The organism is Achromobacter sp. NCFB-sbj8-Ac1-l (assembly GCF_052695805.1).
On record NZ_CP199812.1, the window covers coordinates 501,953 to 516,338 of the forward strand.

Sequence of the window (14,386 nt, forward strand, 5' to 3'; positions counted from 1 at the left end):
TGGCGGGGTGGGACGGTGCCCGCCTCGCGCCGGCCGCGCGGGCGGCCTTGCTCGGCTTCCGTCGTGTCTTGCGTCGGCGGATGACGCTGCGCGATTGCGTGGGGTTTATTTGGTGGTGGTCAGCAGGTCGCCGGGGAGGCCGGCTTCTACCAGGCCTAGCAAAAGTTTTTTTACGGGGGCGGGCAGGGCTGTCTTTGGCAGGTCTTCCTGGGGGATCCAGCGTTCGGTCTGGGTGGGTTCGCGCAGTGTGGCGCTGCGTACCGGGATGTACCAGGGGCGGATGTGCAGGCGGTAGTGGGTGAAGGTGTGGGCGAAGGCGGCGAGTTCGAAGCGGTGTTCGGGGATGAGGCCCAGGGCGCGAGAGGCGGTGAGGGGGTCGCCCGCGGCGTCGAATTCGGGCAGGCTCCAGAGGCCGCCCCAGATGCCGGGTTCGGGGCGTTGTTGCAGGAGGAAGGCGCCCTGGTATTGCAGCACCAGCATGCCGGTTTCGCGTTCGGGGATGGCTTTGCGGGTCTTGGGGGTGGGCAGTTCGGCTTGGCGGCCTTCCTGCCGCGCGATACAGGTGGTGGTGACGGGGCAGCGGTCGCAGGCGGGTTTGCCGCGGGTGCAGAGGGTGGCGCCCAGGTCCATCAGGCCTTGGGTGTAGGCGGCCATGTCCAGGCCGGGGGCGGCGTCGACCTGGGCGTCGGCCAGGGCCCACAGGCGTTGTTCGACGTCGCGTTTGGCGGGGTCGCCGGCGATGCCGAAGTGGCGGGTGAAGACGCGTTTGACGTTGCCGTCCAGGATGGGCGAGCGTTCGCCGTAGGCGAAGGCGGCGATGGCGGCGGCGGTGGATCGGCCGATGCCGGGCAGGGTGGCGATGGCTTCGGCGGTGGGGGGGAAGCGGCCGTTCCAGTCGCGGGCGATTTCCTGGGCGCAGCGGTGCAGGTTGCGGGCGCGGGCGTAGTAGCCCAGGCCGGCCCAGTAGGGCATGACGTCTTCCTGGGCGGCGGCGGCGAGCGCGGCGACGTCGGGGAAGCGCTGCAGGAAGCGTTCGTAGTAGGGGATGACGGTGGCCACCTGCGTCTGCTGCAGCATGATCTCGGATAGCCAGATGCGGTAGGGGTCCCGGGTGTTCTGCCAGGGGAGATCGTGGCGGCCATGCTGGCGTTGCCAGGCGACGATGCGAGGGGCGAAGTCCATGTCGGCAATTATCGCATCGCCCTATTGCCGGGGGTGGGACGAGCGGTTACAACCGTCAGGAAGAGGCGCGCCAAGCGCCCGGAATTCACCTCCGCCGCAGGCCAGCCCGGGCTCCAGAAGAACTCGGCGCGATGCTGCTGCGGGCGTTCCACGACCCTCGGAGTAGACATGAATGCCCCTCTCACGCCCGCGGTCCGCGCGGCGCTCGAATCCGTCCAGCTGGACGACAAATACACCCTTGAAACCGGCCGCGCCTGGATGAGCGGCATCCATGCCCTGGTGCGCCTGCCGATGATGCAGCGGCTGCGCGACCTGCGCGCGGGGCTGAACACGGCGGGGTTCGTGTCGGGGTATCGGGGGTCGCCGCTGGGCGGGGTGGACCAGAACATGTGGAAGGCGGCCAGGTACCTGAAGGCGCACCACGTGGAATTCCAGCCGGGCATCAACGAAGACCTGGCGGCGACGGCGGTGTGGGGCTCGCAGCAGGTGAATCTGTTCCCCGGGGCGAAGTACGACGGGGTGTTCGGCATGTGGTACGGCAAGGGGCCGGGGGTGGACCGCTGCGGCGACGTGTTCAAGCACGCCAATGCGGCGGGGACGTCGCCGCACGGCGGGGTGCTGGTGGTGGCGGGCGACGATCATCCGGCCAAGTCGTCGACGCTGCCGCACCAGAGCGACCACATCCTGAAGGCCTGCATGATCCCGGCGCTGTTTCCGTCCAGCGTGCAGGAGGTGCTGGATTTCGGCCTGCATGGCTGGGCGATGAGCCGCTATGCCGGGGTGTGGGTGGGCATGAAGTGCATTACCGATATCGTCGAGGTGTCGGCGTCGGTGGACGTGGATCCGTACCGCGTGAAGATCCTGCTGCCCGAAGACTTCCAGCTGCCACCGGACGGGCTGAACATCCGCGTGCCCGATACGCCGCTGCAGCAAGAGGCGCGGCTGCTGGACTACAAGCTGTACGCGGCGCTGGCCTATGCGCGCGCCAACAAGCTCAATCGTGAACTCTGGCAGGTGCCGCAGCGCGATGCGCGCTTTGGCATCATGACGTCGGGCAAGGCTTATCTGGATACGCGCCAGGCGTTGTCGGACCTGGGCCTGACCGAAGCGGTGTGCCAGCGCATCGGCCTGCGGCTGTTCAAGGTGGGCATGGTGTGGCCGCTGGAATCGACCGGCATGGCGCATTTCGCCGAAGGGCTGGACGAGATCCTGGTGGTCGAGGAAAAGCGCCAGGTGCTGGAATACCAGCTGAAAGAAGAGCTGTTCAGCTGGATCGGCAGCGGCAAGAAGATTCCGCGCGTGGTGGGCAAGTTCGACGACAAGGACGGCGGCGAATGGTCGGTGCCGCAAGGCAACTGGCTGCTGCCGGCGCATTACGAGTTTTCGCCGGCCATGGTGGCCAAGGCCATCGCGGCGCGGCTGTTGCGGTTCGAGCTGCCGCCGGACGTGCGCGCGGGCATCGAGGCGCGGCTGGCCTTCATTGCCGGGCGCGAGCAGGCGCTGGCGCGGCCACGCGTGGTCGAAGACCGCAAGCCCTGGTTCTGTTCGGGCTGTCCGCACAATACGTCTACGCGGGTACCGGATGGTTCGCGCGGCATGGCGGGCATCGGTTGCCACTACATGGTGACCTGGATGGGCCGCAATACGCAGGTGTATACGCAAATGGGCGGCGAGGGCGTGCCGTGGCTGGGCCAGGCGCCGTTCACCGAGGAAAAGCACGTGTTCGCCAACCTGGGCGACGGCACGTACTTCCATTCGGGCCTGCTGGCGATTCGTGCCGCGGTGGCGGCCAAGGCGCCCATCACCTATAAGATCCTGTTCAACGACGCGGTGGCGATGACCGGCGGGCAGCCGGTGGACGGCCCCATCAGCGTGCCGATGATCAGCCGCCAGGTGGCGGCCGAAGGCATCGACAAGATCGTGGTCGTGACGGACGAGCCGGACAAATACAAGGACATGGCCGGCCTGGCGCCGGGCGTGCCGGTCAAGCATCGCGACGAGCTGGACGCGGTGATGCGCGAGCTGCGCGAATACCCCGGCGTGTCGGTGCTGATCTACGACCAGACCTGTGCGACCGAGAAGCGGCGGCGCCGCAAGCGCAACGCGTACCCCGATCCGGCGCGTCGGGTGGTCATCAACGAGCGCGTGTGCGAGGGCTGCGGCGACTGTTCGCAGAAGTCGCATTGCCTGTCGGTCGAGCCGCTGGAAACCGAGTTCGGCCGCAAGCGCACGATCAACCAGTCCAGCTGCAATAAAGACTTTTCCTGTCTGAAGGGCTTTTGCCCCAGCTTCGTCACGGTGGAAGGCGGCAAGCTGAAAAAGCCGCGCGCCCTGGCGCCCGACGGCGCGGTCGACGACGACGTGCCGCGGCCGGCCACGCGTGGGCTGGACCAGGCCTACGGCGTGTTCATTGCCGGCGTGGGCGGCACGGGCGTGGTCACCATCGGCCAGCTGCTGGGCATGGCCGCTCATCTGGAAGGCAAAGGCTGTTCGGTGCTGGACATGGCCGGCCTGGCGCAAAAGGGGGGCGCGGTGTATTCGCACGTGGTGCTGGCGCAGACGCCAGACCATCTGATGAACACGCGCGTGGCAATGGGCGAGGCCGACCTGCTGCTGGCGGGCGACCTGGTGGTGGCCACCAGCGCGGACGCCATGGCGCGGCTGCGCCCGGGGCGTACCCATGCGCTGCTCAACAGCGACACCGCGCCCACTGCGGCGTTCGTGTCCAACCCGGACTGGACGCTGCCCGGGGCCAACCTGACCGCCGACCTGCAGGCCGCCTGCGGCAAAGATAACCTGCACGCGGTGGACGCGTCGGCGCTGGCGGTGGGCCTGCTGGGCGACGCCATCTATTCCAATCCGCTGATGATGGGCTACGCCTACCAGAAGGGCTGGCTGCCGCTGTCGCGCGAAGCGCTGTTGCGCGCGATTGAACTGAACGGTCAGCAGGTGCCCAACAACCTGGCGGCGTTCGCCTGGGGGCGCCGCGCGGCCCACGACCTGGCCGGCGTGATGCGGCTCTTGGCTGCGGGCGCCGCCGCGCCCGCGCATCCGGACGGCATCATCGAGATTCGCCGGCCGCGCGCAACGCCGGTGCTGGAACTGAAGAAGCCGCCGGGCGAGCTGGCCCGGCTGGTCGAGGTGCGACGCGCGTTTCTCACGCAATACCAGGATGCCGCCTACGCCAGGCTGTACACGGACCTGGTGGACAAGGTGGCGCACGCTGAGCACGAGGCCACCGGCACCCAGCGGCTGGCGCTGGCGGTGGCGCGCTATTACTTCAAGCTGCTGGCCTACAAGGACGAATACGAAGTGGCGCGGCTGTACACGGACGGCGAGTTCCTCAAGCGCGTGGGCGAGCAGTTCGAGGGCGACTGGAAGCTGCGCTTTCACCTGGCGCCGCCACTGTTCGCGCGCCGCGGCCCGGACGGCCATCTGGTCAAGAAGGCCTACGGGCCGGGCATGCTGCGCGTGTTCCGCCTGCTGGCGCGCATGAAGCGCCTGCGCGGCACGCGGCTGGACCCGTTCGGCTACACCCGCGAACGGCGTGCCGAACGTGAACTGGCGCGCGAGTACGGCGAGACCATCGGGGCCATCCTGGGCAAGCTGAACCGCGGCAACCTGGATCGCGCGGTGGCGCTGGCCAGCGTGCCTGAAGACATCCGCGGCTATGGCCACGTGAAGGAAGCGGCAATGGAAAAGGCCGCGGCGCGGCGCGAGGCCTTGCTGAAGGACTTCACGGCCAGCGTGGTGTCGATCGGCGGGGCGCGCGCGGCGTGATGTGCGTGAAGTGATGCGGGTGACGACGGGCGCGGGTTTCATGCGCGCCTGTCGTCAGACTCTTCTGTGATGCGTTACGCCGGCGGCCTACGCCGGATAGTGCGCATCGTCCAGCAGCATGTCTTCAAAGAACGCGCCGTAGCGGCCCTGCGGATCGCGCAGGTGGATCTCCAGGATCCAGCGCATTTCCGACGGGCTGATGGCCAGGTCGGCCAGCGACCCGGTATGGATCGCCGCGTGGGGAAAGTCCGACACGCGGTGGCCCGGCAGGTCGAAGTTCAATGCCCAGCCCATGGCGCGGGCCTGGCGGTCGGCATAGGCGTACAGCGCCTGCCCGCTCAGGCGTTCTCGCAGCCACACGCCGCGCACGTCGTGGAACAGCGCTTCGGCATCGCGGGCGCAGCGCGCCTGGCCGGGGTCGTTGCCCACCACGTAGCTCTTGCCACCGTCGCCTTCCCACGCGTCCAGCCGGGGGGCGATGTCCAGGAAGAAGATGTCGTCTTCGCCCAGCACCACGCCCGGGGTCGACGCCTGGCGCATGGCTTTCATGGTGTTGGCGCCGAAGCGCACGCGGGTGGGATGCCAACTGAGCGCCATGCCGGCGTCGATCAGCGTCTGCTTGGCCAACGCTACCGCGTCTTCCTCGACCATGCCGGGCTGGATGCGCGCGGCGATGGCGTCGATGGCATGGCGGGTCTTGTTGCGGGCCAGCAGCATGCCGTCCACGGAAAAGGCGGGGCCGACGCGCTCGCTGGGGTCGGGGTGTCGGGTCGGGTGGGGGATTTGCATGAAGGGCGGTTCCTGGTGGGCGGCGCTTGGGCCGATGCAGGCATTCTGGGCGGCGGAACCTGCGCGCACGACCGCGGCGCGGCACGGATTCGGGCCAGCGTGGCGCGTCTTGCGGCCAAGCGCCTGGCCGGCGGCGGATCAGGGCCGCGCTGGTGCGGATTGCGGCCAGCGTGTGCGCCGCGGGTCGTTGCGCGCGGCCCCGCTGAGCTAAGGTAGCGGCATGCCGTCCGCCGGCCCTTCTATCCGTCGCCTTTGCCTGCCACCATGAAATCCGTCGCCATCGTCGTGTTCCCCGGCGTGCAGTCCCTGGACGTCAGTGGGCCGCTGGACGTCTTTGCCGAAGCCAACCGCTTCCTGCTGCCCGCCCAGCAGTACCGGCTGGAATTGATCGGCCTGACGCGCGGCGCCGTGCCGTGTTCCAACGGCATGCTGCTGATGCCGCAGCGGCATTACACCGACGCCGGTGACGTCCCCGACCTGCTGTTGGCCGCGGGCGGCCCGGGCCTGCCCGACGCCCGCGAGCCGGACGAGGCGCTGGCCTGGCTGCAGGAGGCCTGTGCGCAGGCGCCGCGCTACGGCTCGATCTGCAACGGCGTATTCCTCTTGGCCCGCGCGGGGTTGCCGCCCGGCGCGGTCGTCACCACGCACTGGAACGACGCGCAGGCGCTGGCCGCACGTTATCCGAGCCTGCAGGTGCAGGCCGACCGCCTGTACGCGCAGGATGGCCGCCTGCACACCTCGGCTGGCGTCACCGCGGGCATCGATCTTGCGCTGTACCTGGTGGCGCAGGACCATGGACCCGATGTGGCGCTGAATGTGGCCAAGCGGCTGGTCGTCTTCATGCAGCGGGCGGGCGGCCAATCGCAGTTCAGTCCGTTCCTGACGCCATTCGTCGAAGAAACGTCCGCCGTCGCCCTGGTGCAGCAATACGTGCTGGGCCACCTGGCCGACGATCTGGGCCTGGACGCGCTGGCGGCGCAGGCCCACATGAGCCGCCGCAATTTCTCGCGTGTGTTCCTGCGCGATGCGGGCGTGACGCCGGCCGATTTCGTCGAAAGCGCGCGTGTGGATGCGGCGCGCGTCCGGCTCGAACGCGAATCCGCGCCGCTCAAGACCGTGGCCTTTCGCTGCGGCTTTCGGGACGCGCGCCACCTGCGCGAGGTGTTTCAGCGGCGGCTGGGCGTATCGCCCAGCGCGTACCGCGCCCGCTTCGGCCGCTGATACGGGCCGGGGGCGGGCATTGCGGCCGGCGCCGGCCGGGGGCGGGCTTAGCTGCCCGCCGTCTCGGGTTTGCGGCGCCTGGCCACGCCGGTGTCGAAGCGTTCGACGCCCGGGCGGGTCGCGGGTCGGTCGAAACGCTCGACGCCGGGGCGGTCGAAGCGTTCCACCCCCGCACGCGCGGCAGGCCGGTCAAAGCGTTGCACGCCGGGCGGCGTGAAGCGTTCCACCCGCGGCGGGCTCTGGGTCTTGGCCTGCACGCTCTGGGCGGCGGCCTGTTCGCGCTTGGCGATGATCTCTTCGGCGCGCTGGTGGTGGGGGGCCATCTTGCGCACCATCACGCGGCCGTCGCGCGGAAAATAGTTGATGCGGCGCGCGTGCACGTCGCCCAGGTCCTGCGCCTTGACCGGAATGCCTTCCGTCTTCAGGTAGTTCAGGACGAACTGGCCGTTACGCTCGCCGATGTTCATCTGCTGCATGGCCGACAGCACGGCGCCGCCGCCGAACACCTTGGCTTCCAGGCGGTCGCGTACCGCACCGGCCTTGAGCAGTTCGTTGATCAGCACTTCCATGGCGAACGCGCCGTAGCGCATGGTGGCCGAGGCGGGCGACTGCATGTCGCCCTCGGGCAACATGAAGTGGTTCATGCCCCCCACGCCGGTGACGGGATCGTGGATACAGGCGGCCACGCACGACCCGAGCACGGTCGAGATCATCAGGTCTTCGTCGGTGACGTAGTACTCGTTGGGGAGTACCTTCACCGCCTGACACTGGAACGCGCTATCGAAGTAATGGCGCGTCGCACGGGCTTCAAGACGGGCGACCATGGGGCGGAATAAAGGGCAAGGACAGCGGTTGGGTCACGAAGGGCAGCGCTCGATGGAACAATAAACGTTTCAAAATATGTATAAAAATGTCGCTTTATTCTTACACATCTCGCCAACAATAGGGTGAAATCCTGTGTAACCGCGACTTTGTTATGTCCCTGATTTATAAGCGTTTGCGATTCCCTGGGCAGTTCGGCCCGCTTGCGTGACACCTTGCGGCGCCCGGACCACCCGTAACACGGGATGGGCGCATGCGCCGTTCCATCCCCGTGACAGCATGGCACCAGCAGACCGCACGCGGCCACTGCAAGGATGGTGCATCCATCCTACACAGGGCCGGGCGGGGTCTTTCCCCGGATCACGGGGAAGAAGGGGGGCTATACGGAGGTTTAGAACCGCGTACTGCGGGTCACGGACCAGCGCGCAGACAACGCACCCAGGGCGGCCGAGGCGACGATGGCCACCAGCAGCACGGGGGCGCCGGGCAGGTGCAGCGCGAACTCGGCCCCGTAGCTGCGGGCCAGGCCGAGCAGGGCGTTGTTCAGGGGCGACAGCGCCAACGCCGCCACGCCGATGGCGAGCAGCGAGGCCAGGGCGCCGGACAGCGCACCCAGGTACAGGAACGGGCGGCGCACGAACGATTCGGTGGCTCCGACCAGCCGCGCCACCGCGATTTCCTCGCGCTGCGACAGGGCCTGCATGCGCACGGTGTTGAACACCGTGGCCAGCACCACCACGGCGACGCAGGCGGCCAGGAAGGCCAGCCCGATGCGGGCAAAGCGCAGGATGGCTTCCAGGCGCTGGACCCAGGCGCTGTCCAGCTGCACCAGGTCGACCTGGTCCCATTGCTTCCAGTCTTTGGCGAGCTTGCCGGCGCGGCCGGCCAGGTCTTCGCCGTCGGCCAGCGTCACCACCACGGCGTCGGGCAGCGGATTGCCCGGCAGCACGGCCAGCGCCTGCGCCCAGGCGGGGTTGGCCCGCAGGTCGGCCAGGGCGTCTTCACGGCCCACCACGCGCACCGCGCGGATGTCGGCGGCGTAGTCGGCCTGGATGCGCTTGGCCACGTCGGCCGCGGCGCCCGCCGGCGCGTCCACGCGCATGAACACGGTGACCTCGGGGGTGACGGACATTTCGCGCGCTACCGGCTGTACCGACACCAGGATGGCGCTGCCCAGCAGGGGAAGCGCCAGCGCCAGCGCCATGACGAGCAGGTTGGCCAGCGACGAGAACGGCTGTTTCACCAGCCGGCGCAGGGTGACCATGAGCGCATAGCGATGCTGCCGCAGCCAGGCGTTCATGCCGTTTCTCCGGCAATGCCGCGGCCGGCCGCGGGGGCGGGCGTGGCGTCGCCCTGCGAATCGGCGAACTTGCCCGGATCGATGCGCAGGGTGCGGGTGGCGTAGCGCGCCATGAGTTCCTGGTCGTGCGAGGCGATCAGCGTGGTGACGCCGACGCGGTTGAAGTCGCGGAACACGTTCATGATGCGCTGCGCGTTGTCGTGGTCGAGGTTGGCGGTGGGTTCGTCGGCGATCAGGATGGCGGGCCGGTTGACGATGGCGCGCGCGATCGCCAGGCGTTGCTGCTCGCCGCCCGACAATTCGATGGGGTTCAGGTCTTCTTTGCCGGACAGGCCGACCTTGTCCAGCGCGGCGCGGGCGCGGGCGGCGGCGGAATCCCGGGGGTGGCCCGTGACGGCCAGGGGCAGCATCACGTTTTCGAAGGCGCTGCGGTCAAACAGCAGATGCGTGTCCTGCAGGATCACGCCGACGGCGCGGCGCAGGTAGGGCCGGGCGCGGGCGGGCAGCTTGTCCAGTCGCTGGCCGTTGACCTGGATCGAGCCGCGGCTGGCGGGCTCGAGCCCCCCGATCAGCTTGAGCAGGGTCGACTTGCCGGCGCCGGACGGCCCCGACACGAAGACGAACTCTCCCGCGCTTACGCGGAAGTTGATGTCGGCCAGGATATTGCGGCCGCGACCATACGATTTGAATACGTGCTGGAATTCGATCATGGCGGCTGTCGGATGAAGCCGCAATAGTAACTCGGGGACAGTAAGCCGGACCAAATCCGGATCCCGGGCCCGCCGGAAAAAGTGTCCTGATGTCACCTGAAACCGACGGATCGTGTGACCGGTCGGACACGTTTTGCGATGCAAAACCATGTCCCCGTTTTTGCTGCCGAACTGCGTTTGATTTCATCCAGTGTCCCTATATTTCAAGGGAATTCCCGGATGCGGAGGCTGCTTTGCGGACGCTACCATCCGCCCCATGCGTAAAGCCCGACCCGGCCTTGCGTTCGGCTTCGCATCACCCCTACGGAGATCACGATGAAAGTACTGAAACTCGCTGCCATTGGCACCGCCCTGTTCGCTGCGTCCGCGGCTGCCCATGCAGGTGCGACCTTCGATAACGTCAAGAAAAAAGGGTTTGTCCAGTGCGGCGTTTCAACCGGCATCCCGGGGTTCTCGATCGCGGACAGCAAGGGTGAGTACAAGGGCCTGGACGTGGACCTGTGCCGCGCCGTCGCCGCCACCATGTTCGGCGATGCCACCAAGATCAAGGTCACCCCGCTGAACACCCAGCAACGCTTCACCGCGCTGCAATCGGGCGAAGTGGACGTGCTGACCCGCAACACCACCGTCACGCTGACCCGCGACACCACCCTGGGCCTGATCGGCGTGGGCGTGAACTACTACGACAGCCAGGGCGTCATGGTCTCCAAGGACCTGAACGTCAAGAGCGCCAAGGAACTGAACGGCGCCACCATCTGCGTGCAGCCCGGCACCACCACCGAGCTGAACCTGGCTGACTGGTTCCGCGGCCAGAAGATCGAATTCAAGCCCGTCGTGATCGACAAGTACGACGAAATCATCCGCGCCTTCTCGGCCGGCCGTTGCGATGCCTTCACGACCGACAAGTCGCAGCTGGCCTCGACCCGCACCACGCTCGAGAATCCCGACAAGTACATCATCCTGCCGGAAGACTTCTCCAAGGAGCCGCTGGGCCCCATGGTCCGCCAGGGCGACGAGCAATGGTTCAACATCGTGCGCTGGTCGCTGAACGCGATGCTGGAAGCCGAGGAATACGGCATCACCAAGGCCAACGTCGATGAAATGACCAAGAGCACCAACCCCAATATCCAGCGCATCCTGGGCGTGACCCCGGGCATGGGCAAGAACCTGGGCGTGGATGACAAGTGGGCCTACAACATCATCAAGCAGATCGGCAACTACGGCGAAAGCTTCGAAGCCACGCTCGGCAAGAGCAGCGCCATGAAGCTGGACCGCGGCTTGAATGCCAACTATAAGCAAGGTGGCTTGATGTACGGCTGGCCGGTGCGCTAACACACGGCTCTGCCCGGCATGGCGCAACCCCTTGCGCCATGCCTAGCCCGCCTCCGAGCGGGCGGCAGGAGTGGGCGGCGCGCGGTCTTTCAGACCCCAGCCGCCCGGTGTCCGACTTCTGTAGATTCATTCGATGACAACTCCAAATAAAAACGCCCCGATTTCGGCACCCCCCCGGCGTCTGAACTGGAACGACCCCGGCGTGCGCGCCGTGGTCTATCAAGTGCTAGCACTGGCCGCCGTGGCTTTGGCGGTGTGGTTCCTGGTTTCAAACACGCTTCACAACCTGTCCGTGCGCAACATCGCCACGGGCTTCGGTTTCCTTCACCGCGAGGCCGGCTTCGCCATCGGCGAAACGCCCGTCGCCTACACCCCCGCAGACACCTATGGCCGCGCCATCGTGGTGGGCCTGCTCAATACGCTGCGCGTCGCCGTGCTGGGTATCGTGCTGGCCACCATCCTGGGCACGCTGATCGGCGTGGGCCGCCTGTCCAAGAACTGGCTCGTCGCCAAGATCACCTCGATCTACGTCGAAGTGATGCGCAACGTGCCGCTGCTCCTGCAGCTGTTCTTCTGGTACGCGCTCATCACCGAGAACATGCCGGGCCCGCGCCAGGCGCACAACCCCTTGCCGGGCGTGTTCATTTCCAACCGCGGCCTGAAGGTGCCCGCGCTGGAAGGCAATTCGCTCGACTGGATGCTGGCCGGACTGGGCCTGGCCATTGTCGCCATCCTGTTCCTGGGCCACTGGGGCAAGAAGCGCCAGGAAGCCACCGGCCACGTGTTCCCGCTGGGCCGCGCCGCCATCGGCCTGTTGATCGGCTTGCCGGTCGTGGGCTGGCTGGTCAGCGGTGCTTCGCTGACGCTGGACATGCCGGAACTGAAGGGCTTTAACTTCTCGGGTGGCTTGACGCTGTCGCCGGAATTCGCCGCGCTGCTGGCGGGCCTGGTGATCTACACCTCGGCGTTCATCGCCGAAGTGGTGCGCTCGGGCATCCAGGCCGTCAACAAAGGCCAGTGGGAAGCGGCTGAAGCCCTGGGCCTGCGCCGCAAGCAGATGCTGCGCCTGGTGGTGCTGCCGCAGGCGCTGCGCGTGATCATCCCGCCGATGACCAGCCAGTTCCTCAACCTCACCAAGAACAGCTCGCTGGCAGTCGCCATCGGCTATCCGGACATCGTGTCGGTGGTGAACACCACGCTGAACCAGACCGGCCAGGCCATCGAGGGCATTCTCATCATCATGGGCGCCTACCTGACGGTCAGCCTGTCGATCTCGATATTCATGAACTGGTACAACAAGCGCATCGCGCTGGTGGAGCGTTGATATGAGCAGCACTACGCATATCCCCACCGAAGGGCTGCCGCCGCCCAAGACCCACGTCGGTGCGTGGGCCTGGGTGCGCGAGCGCCTGTTTTCCTCGCCGCTGAACATCCTGATCACCGTGCTGGTGGCCTGGTTCCTGTTGATGTCGGTGCCGGCGCTGGTGGAATGGGCTTTCATCAAGGCCAACTACACCGCCGCCAACGCGCAGGAATGCCGCGCGTCCGTCGGCGGCGCCTGCTGGGCCTTCATCATCGAGAAGCACCGCCTGATCCTGTTCGGCACGTATCCGTACGACGAACAATGGCGTCCGCTGATCGCCACGATCATCCTGATCGCGGTCATCGTCTGCAGCGGCATCCGCCGTTTCTGGAACTGGAAGCTCGCTGTCATCTGGACCGTCGGCCTGACCGCCGTGGCCCTGTTGATGTGGGGCGGCGTGTTCGGCCTGACCTACGTGGAAAACGCACGCTGGGGCGGCCTGCCGCTCACGCTGATCCTGTCCACGTTCGGCATCGCCTTCGCCTTCCCGATCGGCGTGCTGCTGGCCCTGGGCCGGCGCTCGAAGATGCCCGCCATCAAGGCGCTGTGCGTCGTGTACATCGAGCTCATCCGCGGCGTGCCGCTGATCAGCCTGCTGTTCATGTCGTCGGTGATGCTGCCCTTGTTCCTGCCCGAAGGCTTTTCCATCGACAAGCTGTTGCGCGCGCAGATCGCGATCATCATGTTCGCGGCCGCGTACATCGCCGAAACGGTGCGCGGCGGCCTGCAGGCGATTCCGAAGGGGCAGTACGAAGGCGCCGATTCGCTGGGCCTGAACTACTGGCAGCAGATGCGCAAGATCATCCTGCCGCAGGCCCTGAAGATCGTCATCCCGCCGCTGGTCAGCATCTTCATCGCGCTGTTCAAGGACACCTCGCTGGTGGTCATCATCGGCATCTTCGACCTGACGCTGGCCGCCAAGGCGGCGCTGTCCGACGCGGCATGGCGCGGCTTCGGGGTAGAGGCGTACCTGTTCATCTCGCTGATCTACTTCGTCTTCTGCTTCTCCATGTCCAAATACAGCCAGGCACTGGAAAAACGCCTGGCCACGGGTCATGAACGCTAGGGTCAACAGCCCCACACTTTTGCCGCGCGTCCGCCCCAAGCGGGCGCGCACCGCGATACTTAGGGAGTACAGGCATGTCTGATGCCATCATTCGACTGCAGGACGTGAACAAGTGGTACGGCCAGTTCCACGTGCTGCGCAACATCAACCTGGACGTGGCGCCGGGTGAGCGCATCGTGGTGTGCGGGCCGTCCGGCTCGGGCAAGTCCACCATGATCCGCTGCATCAACCGGCTCGAAGAGCACCAGAAAGGCCACATCATCGTGGACGGCACGGAGCTCACCAACGACTTGAAGCACATCGAGACCATCCGCAAGGACGTCGGCATGGTGTTCCAGCACTTCAACCTGTTCCCGCACCTGACGGTGCTGGAGAACCTGACGTTGGGCCCCATGTGGGTGCTGAAAAAGCCGCGTGCCGAAGCCGAAGCCACGGCCATGAAGTACCTGGAACGCGTGCGCATTCCGGACCAGGCCAAGAAATTCCCCGGCCAGCTGTCCGGCGGCCAGCAGCAGCGCGTGGCGATTGCCCGGTCGCTGTGCATGAGCCCCAAGATCATGCTGTTCGATGAGCCCACCTCGGCCCTGGACCCGGAAATGGTCAAGGAAGTGCTGGACGTGATGGTCAACCTGGCCCAGGAAAGCGGCATGACGATGCTGTGCGTGACCCACGAAATGGGCTTTGCGCGCAAGGTCGCCAACCGCGTCATCTTCATGGACCGCGGCGAGATCATCGAGCAGAACAGCCCGGACGAGTTCTTCGACAATCCGCAGAACGAACGCACCAAGCTGTTCCTGAGCCAGATTTTGCATTGATCTGGA

11 protein-coding genes are annotated in these 14,386 nt (G+C 66.8%); 6 read left to right on the forward strand and 5 right to left on the reverse strand.

The window, feature by feature from the left end; genetic code table 11:
• Positions 1–105 precede the first annotated feature (105 nt).
• On the reverse strand, positions 106–1,182 hold the full coding sequence (gene mutY / locus ACUDP5_RS02390; RefSeq protein ID WP_445658079.1) for an A/G-specific adenine glycosylase: 1,077 nt from the start codon (positions 1,180–1,182) through the stop codon (positions 106–108).
• Between the two features lie 168 nt (positions 1,183–1,350).
• Here mutY and ACUDP5_RS02395 point away from each other — a divergent pair, with 168 nt between their 5' ends.
• Positions 1,351–4,962 carry an indolepyruvate ferredoxin oxidoreductase family protein gene (locus tag ACUDP5_RS02395; protein WP_445658080.1) on the forward strand — a complete coding sequence of 1,204 codons (3,612 nt, stop codon included), beginning with the start codon at positions 1,351–1,353 and terminating at the stop codon, positions 4,960–4,962.
• Positions 4,963–5,049: 87 nt separating this feature from the next.
• On the opposite strand, the gene ACUDP5_RS02400 is transcribed toward ACUDP5_RS02395, so the two are convergent.
• Positions 5,050–5,751 (reverse strand): M24 family metallopeptidase, encoded by a 702-nt coding sequence (locus ACUDP5_RS02400; protein WP_445658081.1) that lies wholly within the window; start codon positions 5,749–5,751, stop codon positions 5,050–5,052.
• A gap of 264 nt (positions 5,752–6,015) precedes the next feature.
• Between ACUDP5_RS02400 and ACUDP5_RS02405 the strand changes: the two genes are divergently transcribed.
• Complete coding sequence (locus ACUDP5_RS02405; protein ID WP_445658082.1) at positions 6,016–6,972, forward strand: GlxA family transcriptional regulator; 957 nt, start codon at positions 6,016–6,018, stop codon at positions 6,970–6,972.
• Between the two features lie 47 nt (positions 6,973–7,019).
• Here the strand turns inward: ACUDP5_RS02405 and cheD are convergent, their stop codons facing one another.
• From cheD to ACUDP5_RS02420, 3 genes are all read right to left on the reverse strand, one after another.
• Positions 7,020–7,796 (reverse strand): chemoreceptor glutamine deamidase CheD, encoded by a 777-nt coding sequence (cheD, locus tag ACUDP5_RS02410; protein WP_263915803.1) that lies wholly within the window; start codon positions 7,794–7,796, stop codon positions 7,020–7,022.
• Positions 7,797–8,185: 389 nt separating this feature from the next.
• On the reverse strand, positions 8,186–9,094 hold the full coding sequence (locus ACUDP5_RS02415) for a cell division protein FtsX (RefSeq protein ID WP_175196154.1): 909 nt from the start codon (positions 9,092–9,094) through the stop codon (positions 8,186–8,188).
• Positions 9,091–9,804 carry an ATP-binding cassette domain-containing protein gene (locus ACUDP5_RS02420; protein ID WP_263915805.1) on the reverse strand — a complete coding sequence of 238 codons (714 nt, stop codon included), beginning with the start codon at positions 9,802–9,804 and terminating at the stop codon, positions 9,091–9,093. Before ACUDP5_RS02420 ends, ACUDP5_RS02415 begins: the two co-directional genes overlap by 4 nt.
• Positions 9,805–10,119: 315 nt before the next feature.
• Here ACUDP5_RS02420 and ACUDP5_RS02425 point away from each other — a divergent pair, with 315 nt between their 5' ends.
• The 4 genes from ACUDP5_RS02425 to ACUDP5_RS02440 all read left to right on the forward strand — a co-directional run bounded on the left by ACUDP5_RS02425 (position 10,120) and on the right by ACUDP5_RS02440 (position 14,380).
• The gene (locus ACUDP5_RS02425; protein WP_263915806.1) at positions 10,120–11,136 is read left to right on the forward strand and encodes an amino acid ABC transporter substrate-binding protein; all 1,017 of its coding nucleotides are present in this window, start codon (positions 10,120–10,122) and stop codon (positions 11,134–11,136) included.
• A 133-nt stretch (positions 11,137–11,269) separates the two neighbouring features.
• The gene (locus tag ACUDP5_RS02430; RefSeq protein WP_263915807.1) at positions 11,270–12,460 is read left to right on the forward strand and encodes an amino acid ABC transporter permease; all 1,191 of its coding nucleotides are present in this window, start codon (positions 11,270–11,272) and stop codon (positions 12,458–12,460) included.
• 1 nt (position 12,461) lies between these two features.
• Entirely contained in the window at positions 12,462–13,565 is a 1,104-nt protein-coding gene (locus ACUDP5_RS02435; protein ID WP_445658083.1) for an amino acid ABC transporter permease, read from the forward strand.
• A 74-nt stretch (positions 13,566–13,639) separates the two neighbouring features.
• Positions 13,640–14,380, forward strand: a complete 741-nt coding sequence (locus ACUDP5_RS02440; RefSeq protein ID WP_006386910.1) for an amino acid ABC transporter ATP-binding protein — start codon at positions 13,640–13,642, stop codon at positions 14,378–14,380.
• The last annotated feature ends 6 nt before the right edge of the window (positions 14,381–14,386 follow it).

Excerpts from the sequence above, each read along its gene's own strand:
- mutY (WP_445658079.1), bottom strand. The coding sequence starts at position 1,182 with ATGGACTTCGCCCCTCGCATCGTCGCCTGGCAACGCCAGCATGGCCGC.
- ACUDP5_RS02395 (WP_445658080.1), top strand. The coding sequence starts at position 1,351 with ATGAATGCCCCTCTCACGCCCGCGGTCCGCGCGGCGCTCGAATCCGTC.
- ACUDP5_RS02400 (WP_445658081.1), bottom strand. The coding sequence starts at position 5,751 with ATGCAAATCCCCCACCCGACCCGACACCCCGACCCCAGCGAGCGCGTC.
- ACUDP5_RS02405 (WP_445658082.1), top strand. The coding sequence starts at position 6,016 with ATGAAATCCGTCGCCATCGTCGTGTTCCCCGGCGTGCAGTCCCTGGAC.
- cheD (WP_263915803.1), bottom strand. The coding sequence starts at position 7,796 with ATGGTCGCCCGTCTTGAAGCCCGTGCGACGCGCCATTACTTCGATAGC.
- ACUDP5_RS02415 (WP_175196154.1), bottom strand. The coding sequence starts at position 9,094 with ATGAACGCCTGGCTGCGGCAGCATCGCTATGCGCTCATGGTCACCCTG.
- ACUDP5_RS02420 (WP_263915805.1), bottom strand. The coding sequence starts at position 9,804 with ATGATCGAATTCCAGCACGTATTCAAATCGTATGGTCGCGGCCGCAAT.
- ACUDP5_RS02425 (WP_263915806.1), top strand. The coding sequence starts at position 10,120 with ATGAAAGTACTGAAACTCGCTGCCATTGGCACCGCCCTGTTCGCTGCG.
- ACUDP5_RS02430 (WP_263915807.1), top strand. The coding sequence starts at position 11,270 with ATGACAACTCCAAATAAAAACGCCCCGATTTCGGCACCCCCCCGGCGT.
- ACUDP5_RS02435 (WP_445658083.1), top strand. The coding sequence starts at position 12,462 with ATGAGCAGCACTACGCATATCCCCACCGAAGGGCTGCCGCCGCCCAAG.
- ACUDP5_RS02440 (WP_006386910.1), top strand. The coding sequence starts at position 13,640 with ATGTCTGATGCCATCATTCGACTGCAGGACGTGAACAAGTGGTACGGC.